This window comes from Erysipelatoclostridium sp. An173 (assembly GCF_963931465.1).
Taxonomy (GTDB): Bacteria; Bacillota_I; Bacilli_A; order Erysipelotrichales; family Coprobacillaceae; genus Thomasclavelia; species Thomasclavelia merdavium.
Genome location: NZ_OZ007017.1, coordinates 401259 through 419258 on the forward strand (window position 1 = coordinate 401259; position 18000 = coordinate 419258).

Genomic DNA, 18000 nt, shown 5'->3' on the forward strand with positions numbered 1-18000 from the left:
GGGGAATGCTATGGAAAAGAAAGAACAAGTATTTCTTTATATGAAAGAAGAAATTGAAAGGTTAGCTAGCAAGGAAGAAGAAAAGATTTTAAATGAAGCTAAGGAATTAGAAGAAGAAATCTATAACCAGATTAAAGCTGAAGCTAAAAAAGATGCTGATGTTTTATTAGATAAAGAATTAGCTGAAATTTCTTCTAATGCTAGTGTTGAAGCTTCTTTATCTCAAGAAGAAAAAACTAAATTATTAGTTACTAAAAGAGATGAATATGTAGCTGATATTTTTAATCAAGCAAAAGAAAAACTAGTTGCTTTTGTAAACAGTGATGAATATCACGGATATTTAGTTGATCACATGAAATCTATTGGTACTACATATCAAATGGAAAATTCAACATTATATTTACGTCAAGAAGATGTAAAGTATCAAGCTGATTTAATTAGTGCTTATGGTATTGATTTAGATGTTAAAACAAGTGATCAAATTAAAATAGGTGGTTTTATTATTGAAAATAAAGCAAATAATGTCGTAATTGATGAATCATTAGACTTTGCTTTAGAGAATCAAAAAGACTGGTTCTATAAAACATCAGGATTAATGATTAAATAAAACAGGGGGTTAAATATGAGCAATAATGTAATTTATTCAATTAATGGACCCGTTGTCAAAGTAAAAGATACTGTATCTTTTTCAATGTTAGAAATGGTGTATGTCGGTAATGATTCATTAATGGGTGAAGTAATTTCAATCTCTAAAGAATTTACTACCATCCAGGTATATGAAACAACTACTGGTCTTAAACCTGGTGAACCAGTTGTCTCAACGGGATCACCTATCTGTGCAACGCTTGGCCCAGGTATCTTAAGAAATATTTTCGATGGAATCGAACGTCCTTTAAAAGCTCTTGAAGAACAAACAGGTGCTTTTATTCAAGCAGGAAGTAACGTTGATTCTTTAGATGTCAATAAAAAATGGGATGTAACAATGACAGTTAAAGTTGGTGACTATGTTAAAGGTGGCGATATTTATGCTACTTTACCAGAAACTGATTTAATTGTTCATAAATGTATGGTCAGTCCTTTAATTAGCGGAAAAGTAGTTGAAGTAGCTAATGATGGGCAATATACAGTTAATGACGTAGTGATGAAAATTGAAGATGATCAAGGAAAAATCATCGAATGTACATTATGTCAAAAATGGCCAATTAAACAAGCTCGTCCAACTGCTAAACGTTTACCAATTAGTATCCCATTAGTAACTGGACAACGTGTTATTGATACATTGTTCCCAATTGCTAAAGGTGGAACTGCAGCGATTCCTGGTGGTTTCGGTACAGGTAAAACAATGACTCAACACCAAATTGCAAAATGGTGTGATGCTGATATTATCGTTTATGTAGGTTGTGGAGAACGTGGTAACGAAATGACTCAAGTTCTTGAAGAATTCAGTGAATTGATCGACCCTAAAAGTGGTAAACCATTAACTGATAGAACTGTATTAATTGCCAACACTTCAAACATGCCAGTTGCTGCTCGTGAAGCTAGTATCTATACTGGAATTACTTTAGCAGAATATTATCGTGATATGGGATATCATGTTGCCATTATGGCAGACTCTACTTCTAGATGGGCTGAAGCACTTCGTGAAATTTCTGGTCGTCTTGAAGAAATGCCAGCTGAAGAAGGGTTCCCAGCATACTTACCATCTCGTTTATCTCAATTCTATGAACGAGCTGGATATATGGAAACTTTAAATGGTCAAGATGGTTCAGTATCAATTATTGGTGCCGTATCACCACAAGGTGCTGACTTTTCAGAACCAGTTACTCAAAATACAAAACGATTTGTACGTTGTTTCTGGGCTCTAGATAAAGCATTAGCTTATGCTCGTCACTATTTTGCTATTAACTGGACTCAAAGCTATAGTGATTATGTTTATGATCTTGAAAAATGGTACAACAAAAACGTTAGTCCTAAGTTTGTAAGTGATCGTCAAGAAATTTCATATATTTTAGCTGAAGAAGCTAAATTAAATGAAATCGTTCAATTAATGGGACCTGATGTATTACCAGAAGATCAAAAATTAATTATTGAAATTGCTAAAGTAGTAAGAGTTGGTTATTTACAACAAAATGCTTTCCATAAAGATGATACTTATGTACCAATGGAAAAACAATTAAAAATGATGGAAGTCATCTTATATCTAAATAAACGTTGTAAAGAAGCTGTAAATCAAGGGAAAGTAGTTCGTCGTATTGTTGATACTGGTATTTTTGATCAAGTAATCAAGATGAAATATGATGTTCCTAATGATAACATTGCTAAATTAGACACTTATTATCATGATATTGATGAAGCAATAAATTCTGTAGCGTAGGAGGAAAATGATTATGTCACTACAATATGTAGGTTTAAATGAAATCAATGGACCATTAGTCGTTTTAGACCACGTTAAAGGTGCTTCATACGATGAAATGGTAGAAATACAAATAAATGATGGAACAACACGTTTAGGACGTGTTGTTCAAATCGAAGGTGAAAGAGTTGTAGTTCAGGTTTTTGAAGGAACTAATGGCTTATCACTTGAAAACACTAAAACCAGATTACTTGGTAAACCAATGGAATTGCCAGTTTCTAAAGAAATCTTAGGAAGAATTTTTAGTGGTGCTGGTCGTCCAATTGACGGTTTAGGAGAAATTTATGCTGAAGAACAAATGGATATTAATGGGTTGCCATTAAATCCAGTTGCTCGTGTTTATCCACGAAACTATATTAATACCGGAATTTCATCTATTGACTGTCTAGCAACATTAATTCGTGGACAAAAATTACCAATCTTCTCAGTATCTGGATTACCTCATGACCGTTTAGCGGTTCAAATCGTTAAACAAGCTAAAATCGCTGATGAATCTGGTGAAGGATTTGCAGTTGTATTTGCAGCTATGGGGGTAACTAATGACGTTGCTGAATATTTCAAACGTAGTTTTAAAGAAGCAGGCGTTATGGATCGAGTTGTAATGTTTTTAAACTTATCTAACGATCCAATCATTGAACGTACTTTAACACCACGTTGTGCATTAACAGCTGCTGAATATTTAGCATTTAAACAAGATATGCACGTATTAGTAATTTATACTGACGTTACTTCATATTGTGAAGCCGTACGTGAATTCTCATCAAGTAAAGGTGAAATTCCAGCTCGTAAAGGATACCCAGGATATCTATATTCAGACTTAGCTTCATTATATGAAAGAGCTGGTATCATTCAAGGTGCTAAGGGTTCAGTAACTCAAATTCCAATTTTAACTATGCCTAATAACGATATTACTCATCCAGTTCCGGATTTAACTGGGTATATTACTGAAGGACAAATTACATTAGATGTAGATTTAAACTCAGCAGGTATTTATCCACCAGTTGGTGTTTTACCATCACTTAGCCGTTTGATGAAAGATGGTATTGGTGAAGGGTATACAAGAGCAGATCATCAAGATATTGCTAACCAGTTATTTGCATGTTATGCCCATGTCCAGGATGTTCGTTCTTTAACATCAGTTATTGGTGAAGATGAGTTATCAGATTTAGATAAGAAATATATTACTTTTGGTAATTTATTTGAAGAACATTTTATTAATCAAGGATTTAATACTAATCGTAGCATTGAAGAAACTTTGGATCTTGGTTGGGACTTAGTTTCAGTATTACCAAGAGAAGCATTAGATCGTTTGGATAATGCTTTATTAGACCAATATTATAATCATGAAAAAGCAATGCAACGTTTTAATATCAAAGAAAAGAAAATTATTAAAGAATTACAAAGAGAAGGTGAATAATCATGGCTCTTAAAGTAGTTCCTACTAAAGGTAATCTAATTGCGATGAAAAAATCATTGCAATTAGCTAACCTAGGATATAGCTTAATGGATCAAAAAAGAAATGTTTTGATCAAAGAAATGATGTCATTATTAGATGATGTTAAAGTAATCCGTGAACAAATAACTTCTTCATATCAAGAAGCTTACGATGCTTTACAAGAAGCTAATATTTCAATGGGGTTAATTAGTGATATTGTAAATAGTATTCCTGAAGATTATGGTATTTCAATTGCTTATCGTAGTGTTATGGGAGTTGAAATTCCTAAAATTTCTTATAATAAACAACCATTGAAAATGACATATGATATTGAACGTTCTAATTCTAAAGTTGACTATGCTTATAATTGTTTTTACAAAGTAAAACAATTAACAGTATTATTAGCAGAGGTTGAAAATAGTGTTTATCGTTTAGCTAATACAATTAGAAAAACTCAAAAAAGAGCTAATGCGTTAAAAAATATTTCAATTCCTCGTTTTGAATCAACAGTAAAAGTAATTACTGAGGCCTTAGAAGAAAAAGAACGTGAAGAATTTACTCGTCAAAAAGTAATTAAAGAAATGAAAAAATAGTCGTAGAATTTCTACGACTATTATTTTTGAATAAATTTTATATTTTCATTATCTAATGGGTATTCCAAATTTGCTGGTAATTTTGAACGGATATGAATTAACTTATTATCTTCGATCATTCCATTCCAAGTAGCTACTACTATTATTTTTTCAGTTAGTTTTTTCAAAAAAGAAAGCATATCAATCTTAGAATCTTTAGCGTAAAGTACACGTTTATTATCAATTAGTAAGACATCTTTGTCATAATTCTTTAAAAAATCATTCATTACAGTTTCAATATCATCACAGCTAGTACCAAAAATCTGATCTAGATTTAAAATTGGCACACCTGTTTCATCACTGTATTCATGAATAACTTTAGATTTTCCACTACCAGGTTTACCGATGATTAAGATTAATTTACTTTCTCCGTTTTTAGCGGCTTCGATTTCTTTTTTTAATTGATCCATGGGTCCATTCCTCCTTTATTTATTTTTATCCCAAATCTATTAAATATGAATCATCTATTACTTTTATTTTAACATTATTATTCTCTTTTTAATAGCAAAATCATAATTTTAATTGTTATTTCCTGGGAAATATGTATTTTAGTGTTGATTTCTTTAGAATTATTAAGAAATATAAACTGTATCGTTTATTGTAGTACAGTTAACTGAATGTTATAATATAACTGTATCAATTGAAATAATACAGTTATATTAGGAGGGAAAAGAATGTGAAAAGGATTGTTAAGATATGCTTAGTAACTTTAATTTTGTGTAATGTAAATTTTAAAGATATTAAAGCTATTACTTCAAATAGCAGTTTAGTTAGTTATAATGAAGGGAAAGTTATTAATGCAAAATGTTTGGGACAGGAAGTAGTCTTGTCTGATGATTTACAGGGACTTATGGTATCTAGTGATGATAGTTTATTATTGGTTAATAGTGATTTTAAGATTGATACAGAATTTCCTGTTAAAGATTTTATGGTTATTGATGATATTGATCAAGATGGTATCAGGGATGTATTTGTATATTTAGACAGTGAAGATAATTATGATGATATAAAAATTATTAGTGCTAAATCTTCTAAAGTTGTTTATTCATCAAAACATACTTATGAGATGTTTGATGAAAAAGGTAATAAATTAATCAAGAATAGTAAAATTCGTTCAATTAATTATAGTGATGGAATTATTTATTATATTTATGATTATCATTTAGTTGCTTTTGATCCGGTTAAACAAGAAATTATTTTTGATTATGAAGATAAAGATAACTTATGGAAAATGGTAGTCTTAAAAGATCGGATAATTGCTGGGAATCAATTAGGACAGATTATTTGTTTAGATAAACATGGTGATTTACTTTATCGTAATTCCTTAGTAAATCCATATTCAATAAATATCGAGTATATAGGTAAGCAAGAGGTGAACTTAAATGTTTGGGATCTAATTGAAATAAATGGAAACATTTATGTCACTCTCGAAGATAGCAGTTTATGTCAAATAGATAAGCAAACCGGTAAAATTATTAAAACAGTAGTATTAAATGAAGATATCGAAAGCGTTCTAAGTAAAAATCTTCAAGATAATTCTATGTATTCAAAGTTAGCGCCAACTGGTCTTAATGATTATGACTTTATGGGCTATCAGATGCAAATGATTTCGCAGGATTTACTACTAGTAAGCAGTTATTTTGGAAATATGGCTCTTAACCAAAATGGAAGTGATCGTGAAAAACCAGGTATTTATCTAGTGGACTTAAATGATATGAGTGTTAAAGCAAAATTTGCTTTAGAAAATTATAATTTACAATCAAGTAATCTAGTAACTGGTAAATACCAGAATCAAGATGTCATTATAATTCCAGCGTCTTTAAATGATGGAAAATTAAAAGTGCTAATATATGATTTTAATGGTTCTCTTTTGGCTCAAAATGAAATTCTGGTAGGTGAAACAGGACAAGAAAATAATAATATCCAGCTAAAGAAAGTTAGTACTGGTTATTTATTGCAAGTAAATGATAGTTTTTCCTGGCTTCTTGATCAACAGTTAAAAGTCACTGGTAATGTACTAGAAAGTAAGATTGCTAATAAAATTGTAGATCTTGATGATGGTACATTAGTTACGTATAAAAAAGATGGAAAAATTACAGAAATTAGAAAGATAGCTTTGGATGAAAGTTCATTAATGAGTTTTTCTGTTAGTAGTGATTATTTAAATAATGGTTTTGAAGCTATTAATTATGTTGCTAAGCAAAATCATATTTTAGCTTTAGTCAATGAAATTAATAATGTTAATCAAGTTATAGCTAGTCATATTATTGATATTGATTTAAATAGTGGCAAAATAAGCGATAGCAAGGTTTTATTAGATAAAGGGTATCTTGATGGTAAATATTATGAAAATTATTTAAAGGGTGCTAAAATCGATTATTTTGGTGATTTAAATAATGATGGCAGCCAGGAAATATTAGTAGATGATTATCTTATCGATGGTGTAACTAAAACTTTTAAAAGTTATTATCAGCCATCATTTGAAGGGATGACCATGGCTTTAGAAACAGGTGATATTAATAATGATGGCATAACTGATTTGATAAATTTAGGGGAAACAGAAATGCGACTCTATTATTCTAAAAAAGATGGCTATAATATCAGTTATGAAAAAACTAATATTTTTAAAACATATGATAAAAAACTACTAAATAATGCTTTTGGTAAAGTGCTAGGAGACATTGATGGTGATGGAATCAATGAGATTGTTATCAATGGGTACAATGATAATAAGTGCCAAAATTATCAAGTGATAAATTGTAAAGATTTAACAATGAAATTTGCTTTGATGGAACAAGGTGTTTTGGACTATGGGGAAACTTTTAGTCTTAGTGAAAATGATTTTAATCATGATGGTAAAAAAGATATTATCTTTAATCATGGTGATTATCTTTTTGATGTAATCAGTGGTCAAGATGGTAGTGTTTTGTTTAGTTATACCAGCTTTGAAAGTAATTTGTATAGTAGTGATACACCAGTGCCATTAGATAATATTGTAGAGTTTAAGATAAATGATGATTCAAAAATTGTTGCTATTAATGATTTAGATGATGACGGGTTTAATGAATATGGTTATTTAACTTATCTCGATAGTTATGAACATGATGATTATGGCACGTTTTTAGTTATAATCGATGGTAATAGTCTTAAAGAGCTAAAAAGAATTCGATTAAGTAAAGAAGATTATACTGATAATGATTTAGTTGCGGTAAAGGGACAAAATTTGATAATCTACTTTGATGAAAATATACAACAAATATATGATTACCAGGATGAACAAGTAGTTGCTGGTGTGAAAAAGAAAATTAAGAGTGCTAAAGCATTAACTAATGGTCGGTTGTTATTAGAAACAGATGATGTAAGCTTATATAGTTTTGATTTTCAATGTGATTTTAAAATGACGGGTTTAAATAATAATGAAGTTTCTAATGGTGATTTGACAGTTAAATATGAAAGTAATAAAAATGGCATTATGTCCGTATATGATCAAGGTGAATTAGTAACGATGACTACTGAAAATACGATTAGTTTCAAAATGTTACCAGGTGATCATCAATTATTGTTTTCTTATGATGATGGTCATGGTAAAGTAACGCATTTACAAACTACAATAGTTGTTGAAAAAAGTGGAATGTCACGATATATGATCATGATATTAATGGTGGTTATTCTACTTGGCAGTGCTGGCTTAGTGATGGGTCCTAAGTATTATCTAATTAAAAAGGCAGGGATAAAAAATGGAAAAGATAATTGAAGCTAATCATATAAATAAAAAATTTGGGAAGTTCAAAGCTTTAAATGATATCAATCTAGCATTAGAAAAAGGCAAGATATATGGCATAATTGGACCAAATGGAGCTGGAAAATCAACAACCCTTTCAACGATCATGGGCTTAGTGTTGCCAAGCAGTGGTCATGGTAGTATTAAAGGACATTATTTTGGTTCGGTTGAAGCTAAAGCGATTATTGGCTATGTTCCTGAGTTTCCTAGTTTTTATAGTGATATGAGCTGTTTAGAGTATTTAGTGTATATGGGCCAACTGGCTAATTTAAGTTATGATGAATCTTTGACAAGTTCTTTAAAATGGATAAGAGAATTTGATCTACAAGAACATATGTTAAAAAAGGTAACTAAATTTTCAACTGGGATGAAAAAGAAAGTAGGTCTTATTCAAGCTTTATTGGCTAATCCGGAGATTTTATTATTAGATGAGCCAACCGCCAATCTTGATCCAACTAGCCGTTATGAAATTATTTTGACTTTAAAAAAATTAGTAAAACAAAAAGAAATGACAATATTGATTAGTTCACACGTATTAACAGAATTGGAAACAATTATTGATCATGTAATTATGATTAATAAAGGTAGTGTGATAATTAATCAGCCTTTAGATATTGTTTTGAATCAATTTAATTTAAAACATGTATTAGTTAGTTGTAGTAATAATGAGGCTTTGATTGCTTATTTAAAAGATAATGATTTTCATTTTGCGCTAGAAGATAATGTTATAAGATTAATGGTTGAAGATAAGGTGGTTTGTAAAAAGAAAATTGTTAAGTTTGTTTATGAAAATGATTATGATCTTAAATTGTTACAAGATGATCATATTTCTTTGGATAAGTTGTATCAGCGATTTATGGAGGGAAAAGAATGAAAGTATTGTTAAAGAAGACTTTTATTAAGATGTTTAAACCAGTACCAGTACTAGTTAGTGTTTTAATATCAGGTGCATTAGGTTTTGTTTTATCAAGAGTTTATCTAAATTTATTTAATCAAAATACTTCTTATTCTAATTTAGCCCTAAATATTGAAATTATGTATATTGTTTTTGGTTTTGTCTTTTTATCAGGGTTAGTTATCTGGGTTATTGTAGCTAATTATGCAACTGGTTTATTTGCAAGTGAAATTCATGAAGGAACGATTAGACTGTTGTTATCAAAACCAATTTCTAGATTACAGTTAGTTCTAGGTAAAATATTGGGGTTATTTTTGGGAGCAATTGGATATTTATTAATAATTTATGCTACCTTTATTTTTAGCTTTACTTTGTTTAGTCAGGTAGAAAAGGATATTTTAGAAGTAATCTTAAAAGATAGTATCATGTTTATTGGCTATGGGATTGTTTTAATATTTATTATAGGGAGTATTGGCAGTTTTTTATCTAGCTGTTTTAAAAAGAAAGCACCTGCAGTAATATTATTGGTGTTTCTAGCGATGATTGTTTTTGGAATTATTCCAATCATGCGGTTGTATATGCAAGATATTTATAATAGCTGGCACTTATATTATTTTGATATTAATTATCATCTTGCTTTAATTAGTCATCAGTTCTTTGAATTGGTGTCTAATTTAGAAGCACCATTGTCACAGTTGAATATGCTTAATTTATTTACAAATTTATTTATTAATGCAATGCCTGATTATGATTTAGGCAATTATGCGATTGATTTTTTTAATAATAGTTTAAATGGTACATTGATAATGATTGTTTATATAGCAGGTTCTTGCTTGTTGTATGGATTAACTTATAAAAATATTTTAAATAAAGATATTTAGGATTAAAGCTAAACTTTAATCCTTTTTATATGTTATGATAATGACAAGGAGGAAAATTTTATGTATTTAGTATTTGATATTGGGGGAACAGTAATAAAATATTGTTTGATGAATGATCAAGGACAAATAAGTCAACAATGGGAGTTTTCGGCTCAGGAAATTACTAGTTTAGAGATGTTTGTAGCTAGTATTAAAAAAATATATCTAGAACATAAAAATGAGGTCGCTGGAATTGCTTTTTCTTCACCAGGGGTAATTAATGCAGCTAAGGGTATTATTGAAATAATCGTTGCTCATCCTTATTTACAAGGAGTCTGTTTGACTGAAGAAATATCTAAAGCTTGTGATAATATTAAAGTTACCATAGAAAATGACGCTAAATGTGCTGGATTAGCAGAAACTTGGCTTGGTAATGGTAAAGACTATCAAGATATGGTAGTTGTTGTTTTAGGTACTGGTATTGGCGGAACGATTATTAAAAATAAACAGATTCATCATGGTCGCAATCTATTTGCTGGTGAAATTAGTACGATTATCGTTAATTATGATAAACAAAACCATAAAGCTTTGACCTGGTCAGATATTGCTTCAACGACTGCACTATGTAAGCGGGTTGCTAAGGTTTTAAATGTTGATAGTATTGATGGCTATCATGTCTTTGAATTAGCTAATAATCAAGATGAACGAGTATTATCAGTTTTAAAGGATTTCTGCTTAGATATTGCCGTGCAGTTATATAATTTGCAATATATTTATGATCCAGAAATCATTTTAATTGGTGGGGGAATCTCTAAACAACCACTGTTAATTAAAATGATCAATGAAGCAATTGATGATATTAACAAACAAACTAATCAGCTAGTTATACCACAGGTTAATACATGTAAATTTTATAATAATGCTAATTTAATAGGGGCGTTATATCATTCTTTTCAACAAAAATAATTTGAATTTTTAAACAAAAAAAGTATCATCTTAGTGATAATAGTGTTATAGTATATAAGATGAAAAAGTTGATATTTCATCATATATATAAGCTGGTTATATATAATTAAGGAGGATAGGTATATGAAAATTTGTAAGGTTAAAAACATTACAATTGGTGAGGGGATGCCTAAAGTATGTGTACCGGTAATTAATCGTAATCATCAAGATATTATCGCTGAGTTGATGCGATTGGAAAAGTTGGATATAGATTTAATAGAATTACGAATCGATTATTTTGCTGATTTACTAAATGATCAGGAGTTAATAAGTTTATTTAATGAAATTGCTTCATTATCACTTACAAAAGGAATAATTTTGACATATCGTAGTGAAAAAGAAGGCGGTAATGGTCAGTTAAGTATTCAAGAATATATTGAATTATATAAATTGGCTGTTAGTAGTAATGCTTTTGATATTTATGATGTTGAATTATCTAGTGGTACTAATGCAATAATTACATTAACGTCTTTAATTCATCAAGCTGGTAAAAAAGTTTTGATGTCGATGCATGATTTTAAACGTACCCCAAGTATTGATACAATGATGGAAAAATTTAAATTGATGGATTCATCAGAAGCTGATATTTTTAAAATTGCGGTTATGCCAGAAGATTATAAAGAAGTTTTAGCTTTAATGGAAACATCATTAAGAGCAAAAGAAATTTATGATCGTCCTATTGTAACAATATCAATGTCGAATATGGGTCTAGCAACAAGACTATTAGGTGAACAATTTGGTTCAGCTATTACTTTTGGTAAAGCTGATAATGGTTCAGCTCCAGGTCAAATTGATGTTGATTCATTAAAACAGGTCTTAAAAATTATTCATGAAAATATTTAGTTCTTACTTATTTATTAGTAAGAACTTTTTTCTTGTCATTTCCAGGCAATTTTTTAATCATTTCGACATATAATGTATCAGGTGATAAAATGATTATAAAACAAGAAGAATTAGAAAAGATTTGCTTAAATTTGTATCCGTATTTTTTTGATTATAAAGATATCACGCTTCATGATATCAATATTAAAATTGATGATTATTTACATGTAAAAGCTAATTTAAATTATTATAATATTGAAACCAAAATAAAAGCAATTGCAAGAGTTGTTGTAAAAGATCAGATAATTATTAATTTTGATGGAATAGTAAAATATGGTTTTATTAATTTAGATTTAAAGAAAGTATTAACCGAATTAATCAAAGATAATCCTTATTTACAAATAGAACCTGATTGCATTAAAATTGCAAATGATTATATTAAAGAAATTACTCTAGAAGATGGGTTAGTAAAAATAGAACTAAAATAATCGTAAAGATTATTCTAGTTCTATTTTAATTTGATAAATCCGACCCCATAAATAAATCTGATAGAAATACGCTAATAACTGTGGTCCGGTCATTAATTGACCAAACCATGGATATTTAAACGATTGACCTCCAGTATTGATTAAATTAATCAGTTTATCATAATTGAAAAAGCGTAATAAAATATTTTCTTTATCATTGAGAGACTCTTTTAATATTTCAACAATTAAATCTCGATAAATAGGAGAATGGGTTTTAGGGTACGGGTTCTTTTTACGATTGTAGATATCTTCAGGTAGAAAGTCTTTAAAAGCATCACGAAGTAATCCTTTTTCGGTATTATTATGATACATATATTCCCATGGAACATTGTAAAGATAAGAGACAATATCTTTATTGGCAAAAGGAACCCTTAGTTCAATTGAACTATGCATCGTTTGACTATCAGAACGGGTTAATAACGTTTGCATAAACCATTCCATATTTAAATAGATCATTTTTCTTTTATTAGTATCTTTGAAATTATAATCATGATAATCAATTTCATTTAAAGTCTGGTGGTATTTATCTAGAACATAATTTTTAATATTTAAAGCTTGAATATCATCGTTGAATAATTCCATTCGTTTATCAAAATCACGCATCCATGGAAAACCTTCAATATTGATTAATTCTTCACGATAAAACCAAGGATAACCACCAAAAATTTCATCAGCACATTCACCCGATAAAACTACTTTATGATGATTAGAAATCTCTTTAGAAAATAATAAGAAACTTGAATCAACATCGGCCATACCAGGAGCGTCGCGGGCAATCATTGCAGTTTTTAAGGCCATTACTAGATTCTTTTGTGATAAAGTTACAGTTCGATGATTGGTTTTGTACATAGTTTTTATTTCATTAATAAAATGTTCATCACGGGTTGTTTGATATTCATAAGGCTGGAAATACTTATCTTGATCTTGATAGTCAACGCTATAAGTCGCTAGATTAGAAATGTATTGGCTAGCAACACCGGTAATGATTGAAGAATCTAGACCACCAGAGAGCATGCAGGAGATAGGAACATCGCTTAATAGCTGTTTACGAATACTATGATTTACGAGCGAACGAACATCATAAACGGTTTCTTCATAACTACGATTATGATTATGACGTTCTAAGGCCCAATAACGGTCAATATCATGATAACCATTAAAGACAGTCATATAATGGCCAGGACGTAAACTGTAGATATCTTTATAAATAGTATTGCCTGGAGAAACACTTGGTCCTAAACCTAATAGCTCTCTAACCCCGTTTTTATCAACAACACATTGTTTTAAATACATCAATATACATTTTATTTCGCTGCTAAATATATATAAATCATCATGATGATAGTAATATAGCGGTTTAACTCCTAGTTGATCACGAGCAATAAAAAGTTTATTTTGATAACTGATGACAAAAGAAAAGATCCCATCTAATAAATTTAAACAGCGTGCTCCATAAGCGATATAACTTAATAATAATACTTCAGTATCGCTTTGACTATGAAAATGGAAACCATCATTAAGCAGTTGTTCTTTTAACTGGTTCATATTATAAATTTCACCATTATAGATAATGGTATATTCAACATTATTAAAAGTGTATTTAAATGGCTGCTTACCACCGTTTAAATCAATTATTGATAAACGACAATGGCCTAGTAAAACATGTTTATTATTAACAACATTAAAATCATCAGGACCACGATATCTTAATAATTCAAGCATTTTAGTAAATTGTGGTACTTCACTAGTTAGATCCTGGTTATAATTATACATACATAAAAATCCACACATATTTTCACCCCATATCATTGTATGATGAATTTTTTTATTTATGTTGAAAACTATGTTCAAACACTTATTAGTTAATAAAAATACTTTTTTGTAATAATAAAATTATTAAATAAGCTAAAAGAAAATAGCGGGATAATAACTTTTATGATATTATATAAAAGAAAATAGGTTGGTTTATAAATAGAAAGCAGGTGAGATGATGAAAATCAAAGCAGCACAAATTGCCCGTGACCTGGGATTATCAAAAGCGACAGTTTCATTAGCGTTAAATGATAAACCAGGTGTGAGTGAAGAAACGAAAAAAATGATTTTTCAATATATAGATCGAATGGAAAAAGGTATTGATATTGTTGAAAATAATATAATCAAAATAGTTAACTATTCCAAAAAGGAAAATATTTATGGTGGTGAAGTTGATCTTTGGAGCGAAGTTTTAAGTGAATTTAACAAAGAAGCGAAAAAAGATGGTTATTCTCTTGGTATTGATTATATTAATGATGATATCGATGAAATTAATAAATTGATCATGGAGTGTAATCAAGGTCATGTTGTAGGTGCAATTGTTTTTGCAAACGATCTTGATGAAGATATTTTTAAATTGTTTAAACAAATTAAAAAACCATTGATTATTTATGATAATGATTTTGATGATGATAATTATAGTTATGTAATGATTGATAATTATCAAGGAATGGAAAAGATAATTAAATTAATTGTCGAAAAAGATTTTAATGAGGTTTGTTATTTAGCCAATAGTCATGATAATTATAATTTTAGGAAAAGAAGAATGGCATTTACTGATTTAATTAGTAAGTATAATCTAACAGGTAGAATTTTTATAACGGGTAATGATGTTGAAAGCGTATATGAAGCGATGAAAACAGAATTGGTTGATAAATCTTTTCCTAAAGTTTTAATTAGTGAAAATTATCAGGTTTCAATTGGGACAATTAAGGCGATTCAAGAAATGAATTTGAGTTTTAAAGATGATATTAATTTAATTGGAATTGATGAAATTCCCGACTATTTTTGTTATGGGCATCATCTAACAGCGTTAAAAATTATACATGGTAAAAGAGCAGGGGTAGCTTTATCATTATTGAAAAAAGAAATTGAGGATCATGATGTTGAAAAGTTTAAAATTTATTCAACTTGTCGTCTTATTGAAGGGGATACTATATAGTGATATTGATTAAATATCACTATTTTTTTATCTTTTTTTGATGAAAGGGTTTACAAATATAAACAAAATGTTTATAATATGTATGAAAATTGTTTAAATAATTAAACTTTATTTAAACTAAAGGAGAAAGGAGAAAAAAATGAAAAAGTATTTTATGGTATTCAAAAAACTGGCAATAGTTTTTTGTATGCTGGTAGTGGTAGTAGGTTGTTCTTCAGGTGGTGAAGACCAGAAGATCGTAACTCAAACAAACCAGGAAAAGGCGAGAACTGTAATTACAACTGATGGTGAAGTAGATGATATGAACTCAGTTATTCGTGCTTTGTTGTATTCTAATGATATGGATATTAGTGGTATTGTTTTAACGAGTTCAATGTATCATTATGCTGGAGATAGCGAAAAAGGAATTGAACCATTTAGATGGACAGGAACAGATTGGATCTTTGATTTTTTAGATGATTATGAAGCTGTATATGATAATTTAAAAGCTCATGATGAAGATTATCCAGAACCTGATTATTTAAGATCAGTTACTAAAATTGGTAATATAAAAAATAAAGGTGAAATGGATGAAGTAACTGAAGGTTCTGAATTTTTGAAAGATTTATTCTTAGATGATGACCAGCGTACTTTATATGTTCAAACTTGGGGTGGTACTAATACAACTGCTCGTGCTTTAAAATCTATCGAAGAAGAATATAAAGACACTGATGAATGGGAAGATATTCAAAAGAAAATTAATGATAAACTTGTTTTATATATTATTTTAGATCAAGATGATAGTTATAGTGATTATATTGCTAAAAACTGGCCTGATATTGAAATTATTAATGATCGTAGTAATTTCTGGCATTTTGCATATGCTTGGCAAATGCATAGCGATGAATTAAATGAAACTTTAAAAGCTGATTGGTGTTATGAAAATCTTGTTAAAGATAAAGGTCCTTTAATGGAAAACTACGCTTTAATGGGCGATGGGAAAATCATTGAAGGTGAAAATTATGAAGAATTACGTGGAACCCAAGATTATTTGACTAACAATCCAAATTATCAACAATATGATTTTATTTCTGAAGGGGATTCACCATCATTCTTATATTTAATTGATACTGGTCTTAGAAGTTTAGAAGATCCTAGCTATGGTGGCTGGGGTGGTCGTTTTGGTGAAGATGGTATTAACTCAGTTCTTGATTATAATCCATATTCTAAACAATACGAAGCACAATATAGTTTAAGTCGCTGGTTTACTGATATCCAAAATGATTTTGCAGCACGTGTAGATTGGTGTTTGACAGATGATGATAAAGCTGTAAATCATGCTCCTAGTGTTAGTGTTGAAGAAGGAATTGATATCGAAGCTAGTGCTGGTGATGAAGTAACATTAACAGCTAAAGGTAAAGATCAAGATGATAATAATTTAACTTATAGATGGTGGCGTTATCATGAAGCTGATACTTATCAAGATAGCAAAGTGACTACTAAAGAAGAAGTTCAAGATTTAGATGGTTTACAAATGGATATTACTCGCCAAGTTGGTGAAAATGAAAAAATAGATACAATTGAAATTAAAAATAGCAACGAAGCTAAAATGTCATTTGTAGTTCCAGAAGATGCTAAAAGCGGCGATACAATTCACATGGTAGTAGAAGTCCAAGATGATGGGGCTCATCAATTAAAGCATTATCAAAGAGTTATAATTACTGTAAAATAAATAGGATGCTAGCGCATCCTATTTTTCATCATCTTCAGGTTTTTCATCAACAACTAATTCTTTAATTGAACTAACTAAACCAGCAAGACCTTGAATTTCACTAGGAACAATAATTTTTGTAGCCTTACCTTTAGCTAATTCTTCTAATGCTTTAAAACCTTGTAATGTAACATAAGCTTGTTCAGGTTTTGCATCATTAATATATCTAATACCTTTAGCTTGAGCTTCATATACAAGTCTTAAGGCTTCAGCTTCCCCTTCAGCAATCGCGATTTTAGCTTCCTTATCAGCTGTTGCTCTTAAGATCATTGCTTCTTTATCACCTTCAGCATTTAAGATAGAAGCAGTCTTTTTACCTTCAGCTTGTAAAATAGCTTCACGTCTTTCACGTTCAGCACGCATTTGTTTTTCCATTGCTTCTTGAATATCACGAGGTGGAATAATGTTTTTAACTTCAACACGATGAACTTTAATTCCCCATGGATCAGTTGCTTCATCTAAGATACTGCGCATTCTTGAATTGATAATATCTCTAGAAGTTAGTGTTTCATCTAATTCAAGATCACCAATAATATTACGAAGTGTAGTTGCTGTTAAATTTTCAATTGCATTAATTGGTCGATCAACACCATAAGTGAAAAGTTTTGGATCAGTAATTTGATAATATACTACAGTGTCGATTTGCATAGTAACATTATCTTTAGTAATAACTGGTTGTGGTGCGAAATCAACAACATGTTCTTTTAAAGAAACTTTATTAACTACTCGATCTAAAAATGGAATTAAGATATGCAAACCAACGTTGCAAGTACGATTATAAGCTCCGATTCGTTCAACAACATAGGCTTTTGATTGTGGTACGATTCTAATTGTTGTAGCAATAATGATGATCAATAAGATTGCTAAAATACCCCATAAAACATAAACATATAAATCAGTCATAAA

Annotated in this window: 15 protein-coding genes; 12 read left to right on the forward strand and 3 right to left on the reverse strand. The window is 29.6% G+C overall.

Features of this window, described 5'->3' with window-relative positions:
* Positions 1 to 10: 10 nt before the first annotated feature.
* Genes ABGT36_RS01985 through ABGT36_RS02000 form a run of 4 tightly spaced genes read left to right on the forward strand, consistent with a single transcriptional unit; the run spans position 11 to position 4441 of the window.
* Positions 11 to 607 carry a V-type ATP synthase subunit E gene (locus tag ABGT36_RS01985; protein ID WP_087300005.1) on the forward strand — a complete coding sequence of 199 codons (597 nt, stop codon included), beginning with the start codon at positions 11 to 13 and terminating at the stop codon, positions 605 to 607.
* Between the two features lie 15 nt (positions 608 to 622).
* The gene (locus ABGT36_RS01990) at positions 623 to 2374 is read left to right on the forward strand and encodes a V-type ATP synthase subunit A (protein ID WP_087300007.1); all 1752 of its coding nucleotides are present in this window, start codon (positions 623 to 625) and stop codon (positions 2372 to 2374) included.
* A gap of 13 nt (positions 2375 to 2387) precedes the next feature.
* The gene (locus tag ABGT36_RS01995; RefSeq protein ID WP_087300009.1) at positions 2388 to 3830 is read left to right on the forward strand and encodes a V-type ATP synthase subunit B; all 1443 of its coding nucleotides are present in this window, start codon (positions 2388 to 2390) and stop codon (positions 3828 to 3830) included.
* 2 nt (positions 3831 to 3832) lie between these two features.
* A complete protein-coding gene (locus ABGT36_RS02000) occupies positions 3833 to 4441 on the forward strand; it encodes a V-type ATP synthase subunit D (RefSeq protein WP_087300011.1) in 609 nt (202 codons plus the stop codon).
* A gap of 20 nt (positions 4442 to 4461) precedes the next feature.
* On the opposite strand, the gene brxF is transcribed toward ABGT36_RS02000, so the two are convergent.
* Positions 4462 to 4890 (reverse strand): BREX-3 system P-loop-containing protein BrxF, encoded by a 429-nt coding sequence (brxF, locus tag ABGT36_RS02005; protein WP_087300013.1) that lies wholly within the window; start codon positions 4888 to 4890, stop codon positions 4462 to 4464.
* A 266-nt stretch (positions 4891 to 5156) separates the two neighbouring features.
* Here brxF and ABGT36_RS02010 point away from each other — a divergent pair, with 266 nt between their 5' ends.
* From ABGT36_RS02010 to ABGT36_RS02035, 6 genes are all read left to right on the forward strand, one after another.
* A complete protein-coding gene (locus tag ABGT36_RS02010) occupies positions 5157 to 8234 on the forward strand; it encodes a VCBS repeat-containing protein (protein WP_346676529.1) in 3078 nt (1025 codons plus the stop codon).
* Positions 8218 to 9135, forward strand: a complete 918-nt coding sequence (locus tag ABGT36_RS02015; RefSeq protein WP_087300017.1) for an ABC transporter ATP-binding protein — start codon at positions 8218 to 8220, stop codon at positions 9133 to 9135. The genes ABGT36_RS02010 and ABGT36_RS02015 overlap by 17 nt, the downstream gene beginning before the upstream one ends.
* A complete protein-coding gene (locus tag ABGT36_RS02020) occupies positions 9132 to 10037 on the forward strand; it encodes an ABC transporter permease (RefSeq protein WP_300630482.1) in 906 nt (301 codons plus the stop codon). The genes ABGT36_RS02015 and ABGT36_RS02020 overlap by 4 nt, the downstream gene beginning before the upstream one ends.
* Before the next feature lie 60 nt (positions 10038 to 10097).
* The gene (locus tag ABGT36_RS02025; RefSeq protein ID WP_300630480.1) at positions 10098 to 10982 is read left to right on the forward strand and encodes an ROK family protein; all 885 of its coding nucleotides are present in this window, start codon (positions 10098 to 10100) and stop codon (positions 10980 to 10982) included.
* Positions 10983 to 11105: 123 nt separating this feature from the next.
* Positions 11106 to 11864: a type I 3-dehydroquinate dehydratase gene (gene aroD, locus ABGT36_RS02030; RefSeq protein ID WP_087300023.1), complete on the forward strand. Its 759-nt coding sequence runs from the start codon at positions 11106 to 11108 to the stop codon at positions 11862 to 11864.
* Between the two features lie 89 nt (positions 11865 to 11953).
* Complete coding sequence (locus ABGT36_RS02035; protein WP_087300024.1) at positions 11954 to 12331, forward strand: hypothetical protein; 378 nt, start codon at positions 11954 to 11956, stop codon at positions 12329 to 12331.
* 9 nt (positions 12332 to 12340) lie between these two features.
* On the opposite strand, the gene asnB is transcribed toward ABGT36_RS02035, so the two are convergent.
* Positions 12341 to 14161 (reverse strand): asparagine synthase (glutamine-hydrolyzing), encoded by a 1821-nt coding sequence (asnB, locus tag ABGT36_RS02040; RefSeq protein ID WP_346676531.1) that lies wholly within the window; start codon positions 14159 to 14161, stop codon positions 12341 to 12343.
* Positions 14162 to 14360: 199 nt separating this feature from the next.
* Here asnB and ABGT36_RS02045 point away from each other — a divergent pair, with 199 nt between their 5' ends.
* A complete protein-coding gene (locus tag ABGT36_RS02045) occupies positions 14361 to 15344 on the forward strand; it encodes a LacI family DNA-binding transcriptional regulator (protein ID WP_346676533.1) in 984 nt (327 codons plus the stop codon).
* A 139-nt stretch (positions 15345 to 15483) separates the two neighbouring features.
* Positions 15484 to 17055 carry a DUF1593 domain-containing protein gene (locus ABGT36_RS02050; RefSeq protein WP_296884235.1) on the forward strand — a complete coding sequence of 524 codons (1572 nt, stop codon included), beginning with the start codon at positions 15484 to 15486 and terminating at the stop codon, positions 17053 to 17055.
* 18 nt (positions 17056 to 17073) lie between these two features.
* On the opposite strand, the gene ABGT36_RS02055 is transcribed toward ABGT36_RS02050, so the two are convergent.
* Positions 17074 to 17997, reverse strand: coding sequence for an SPFH domain-containing protein (locus tag ABGT36_RS02055; protein WP_087300028.1), 924 nt, complete (start codon positions 17995 to 17997; stop codon positions 17074 to 17076).
* Positions 17998 to 18000 lie beyond the last annotated feature (3 nt).

Bases quoted from the DNA above. Each gene is read 5' to 3' on its own strand.
- ABGT36_RS02035 (WP_087300024.1), top strand. From the start codon at position 11,954: ATGATTATAAAACAAGAAGAATTAGAAAAGATTTGCTTAAATTTGTAT.
- ABGT36_RS02045 (WP_346676533.1), top strand. From the start codon at position 14,361: ATGAAAATCAAAGCAGCACAAATTGCCCGTGACCTGGGATTATCAAAA.
- aroD (WP_087300023.1), top strand. From the start codon at position 11,106: ATGAAAATTTGTAAGGTTAAAAACATTACAATTGGTGAGGGGATGCCT.
- ABGT36_RS01995 (WP_087300009.1), top strand. From the start codon at position 2,388: ATGTCACTACAATATGTAGGTTTAAATGAAATCAATGGACCATTAGTC.
- asnB (WP_346676531.1), bottom strand. From the start codon at position 14,161: ATGTGTGGATTTTTATGTATGTATAATTATAACCAGGATCTAACTAGT.
- ABGT36_RS02015 (WP_087300017.1), top strand. From the start codon at position 8,218: ATGGAAAAGATAATTGAAGCTAATCATATAAATAAAAAATTTGGGAAG.
- ABGT36_RS02020 (WP_300630482.1), top strand. From the start codon at position 9,132: ATGAAAGTATTGTTAAAGAAGACTTTTATTAAGATGTTTAAACCAGTA.
- ABGT36_RS02025 (WP_300630480.1), top strand. From the start codon at position 10,098: ATGTATTTAGTATTTGATATTGGGGGAACAGTAATAAAATATTGTTTG.
- ABGT36_RS02000 (WP_087300011.1), top strand. From the start codon at position 3,833: ATGGCTCTTAAAGTAGTTCCTACTAAAGGTAATCTAATTGCGATGAAA.
- ABGT36_RS01990 (WP_087300007.1), top strand. From the start codon at position 623: ATGAGCAATAATGTAATTTATTCAATTAATGGACCCGTTGTCAAAGTA.
- brxF (WP_087300013.1), bottom strand. From the start codon at position 4,890: ATGGATCAATTAAAAAAAGAAATCGAAGCCGCTAAAAACGGAGAAAGT.
- ABGT36_RS02055 (WP_087300028.1), bottom strand. From the start codon at position 17,997: ATGACTGATTTATATGTTTATGTTTTATGGGGTATTTTAGCAATCTTA.
- ABGT36_RS01985 (WP_087300005.1), top strand. From the start codon at position 11: ATGGAAAAGAAAGAACAAGTATTTCTTTATATGAAAGAAGAAATTGAA.
- ABGT36_RS02050 (WP_296884235.1), top strand. From the start codon at position 15,484: ATGAAAAAGTATTTTATGGTATTCAAAAAACTGGCAATAGTTTTTTGT.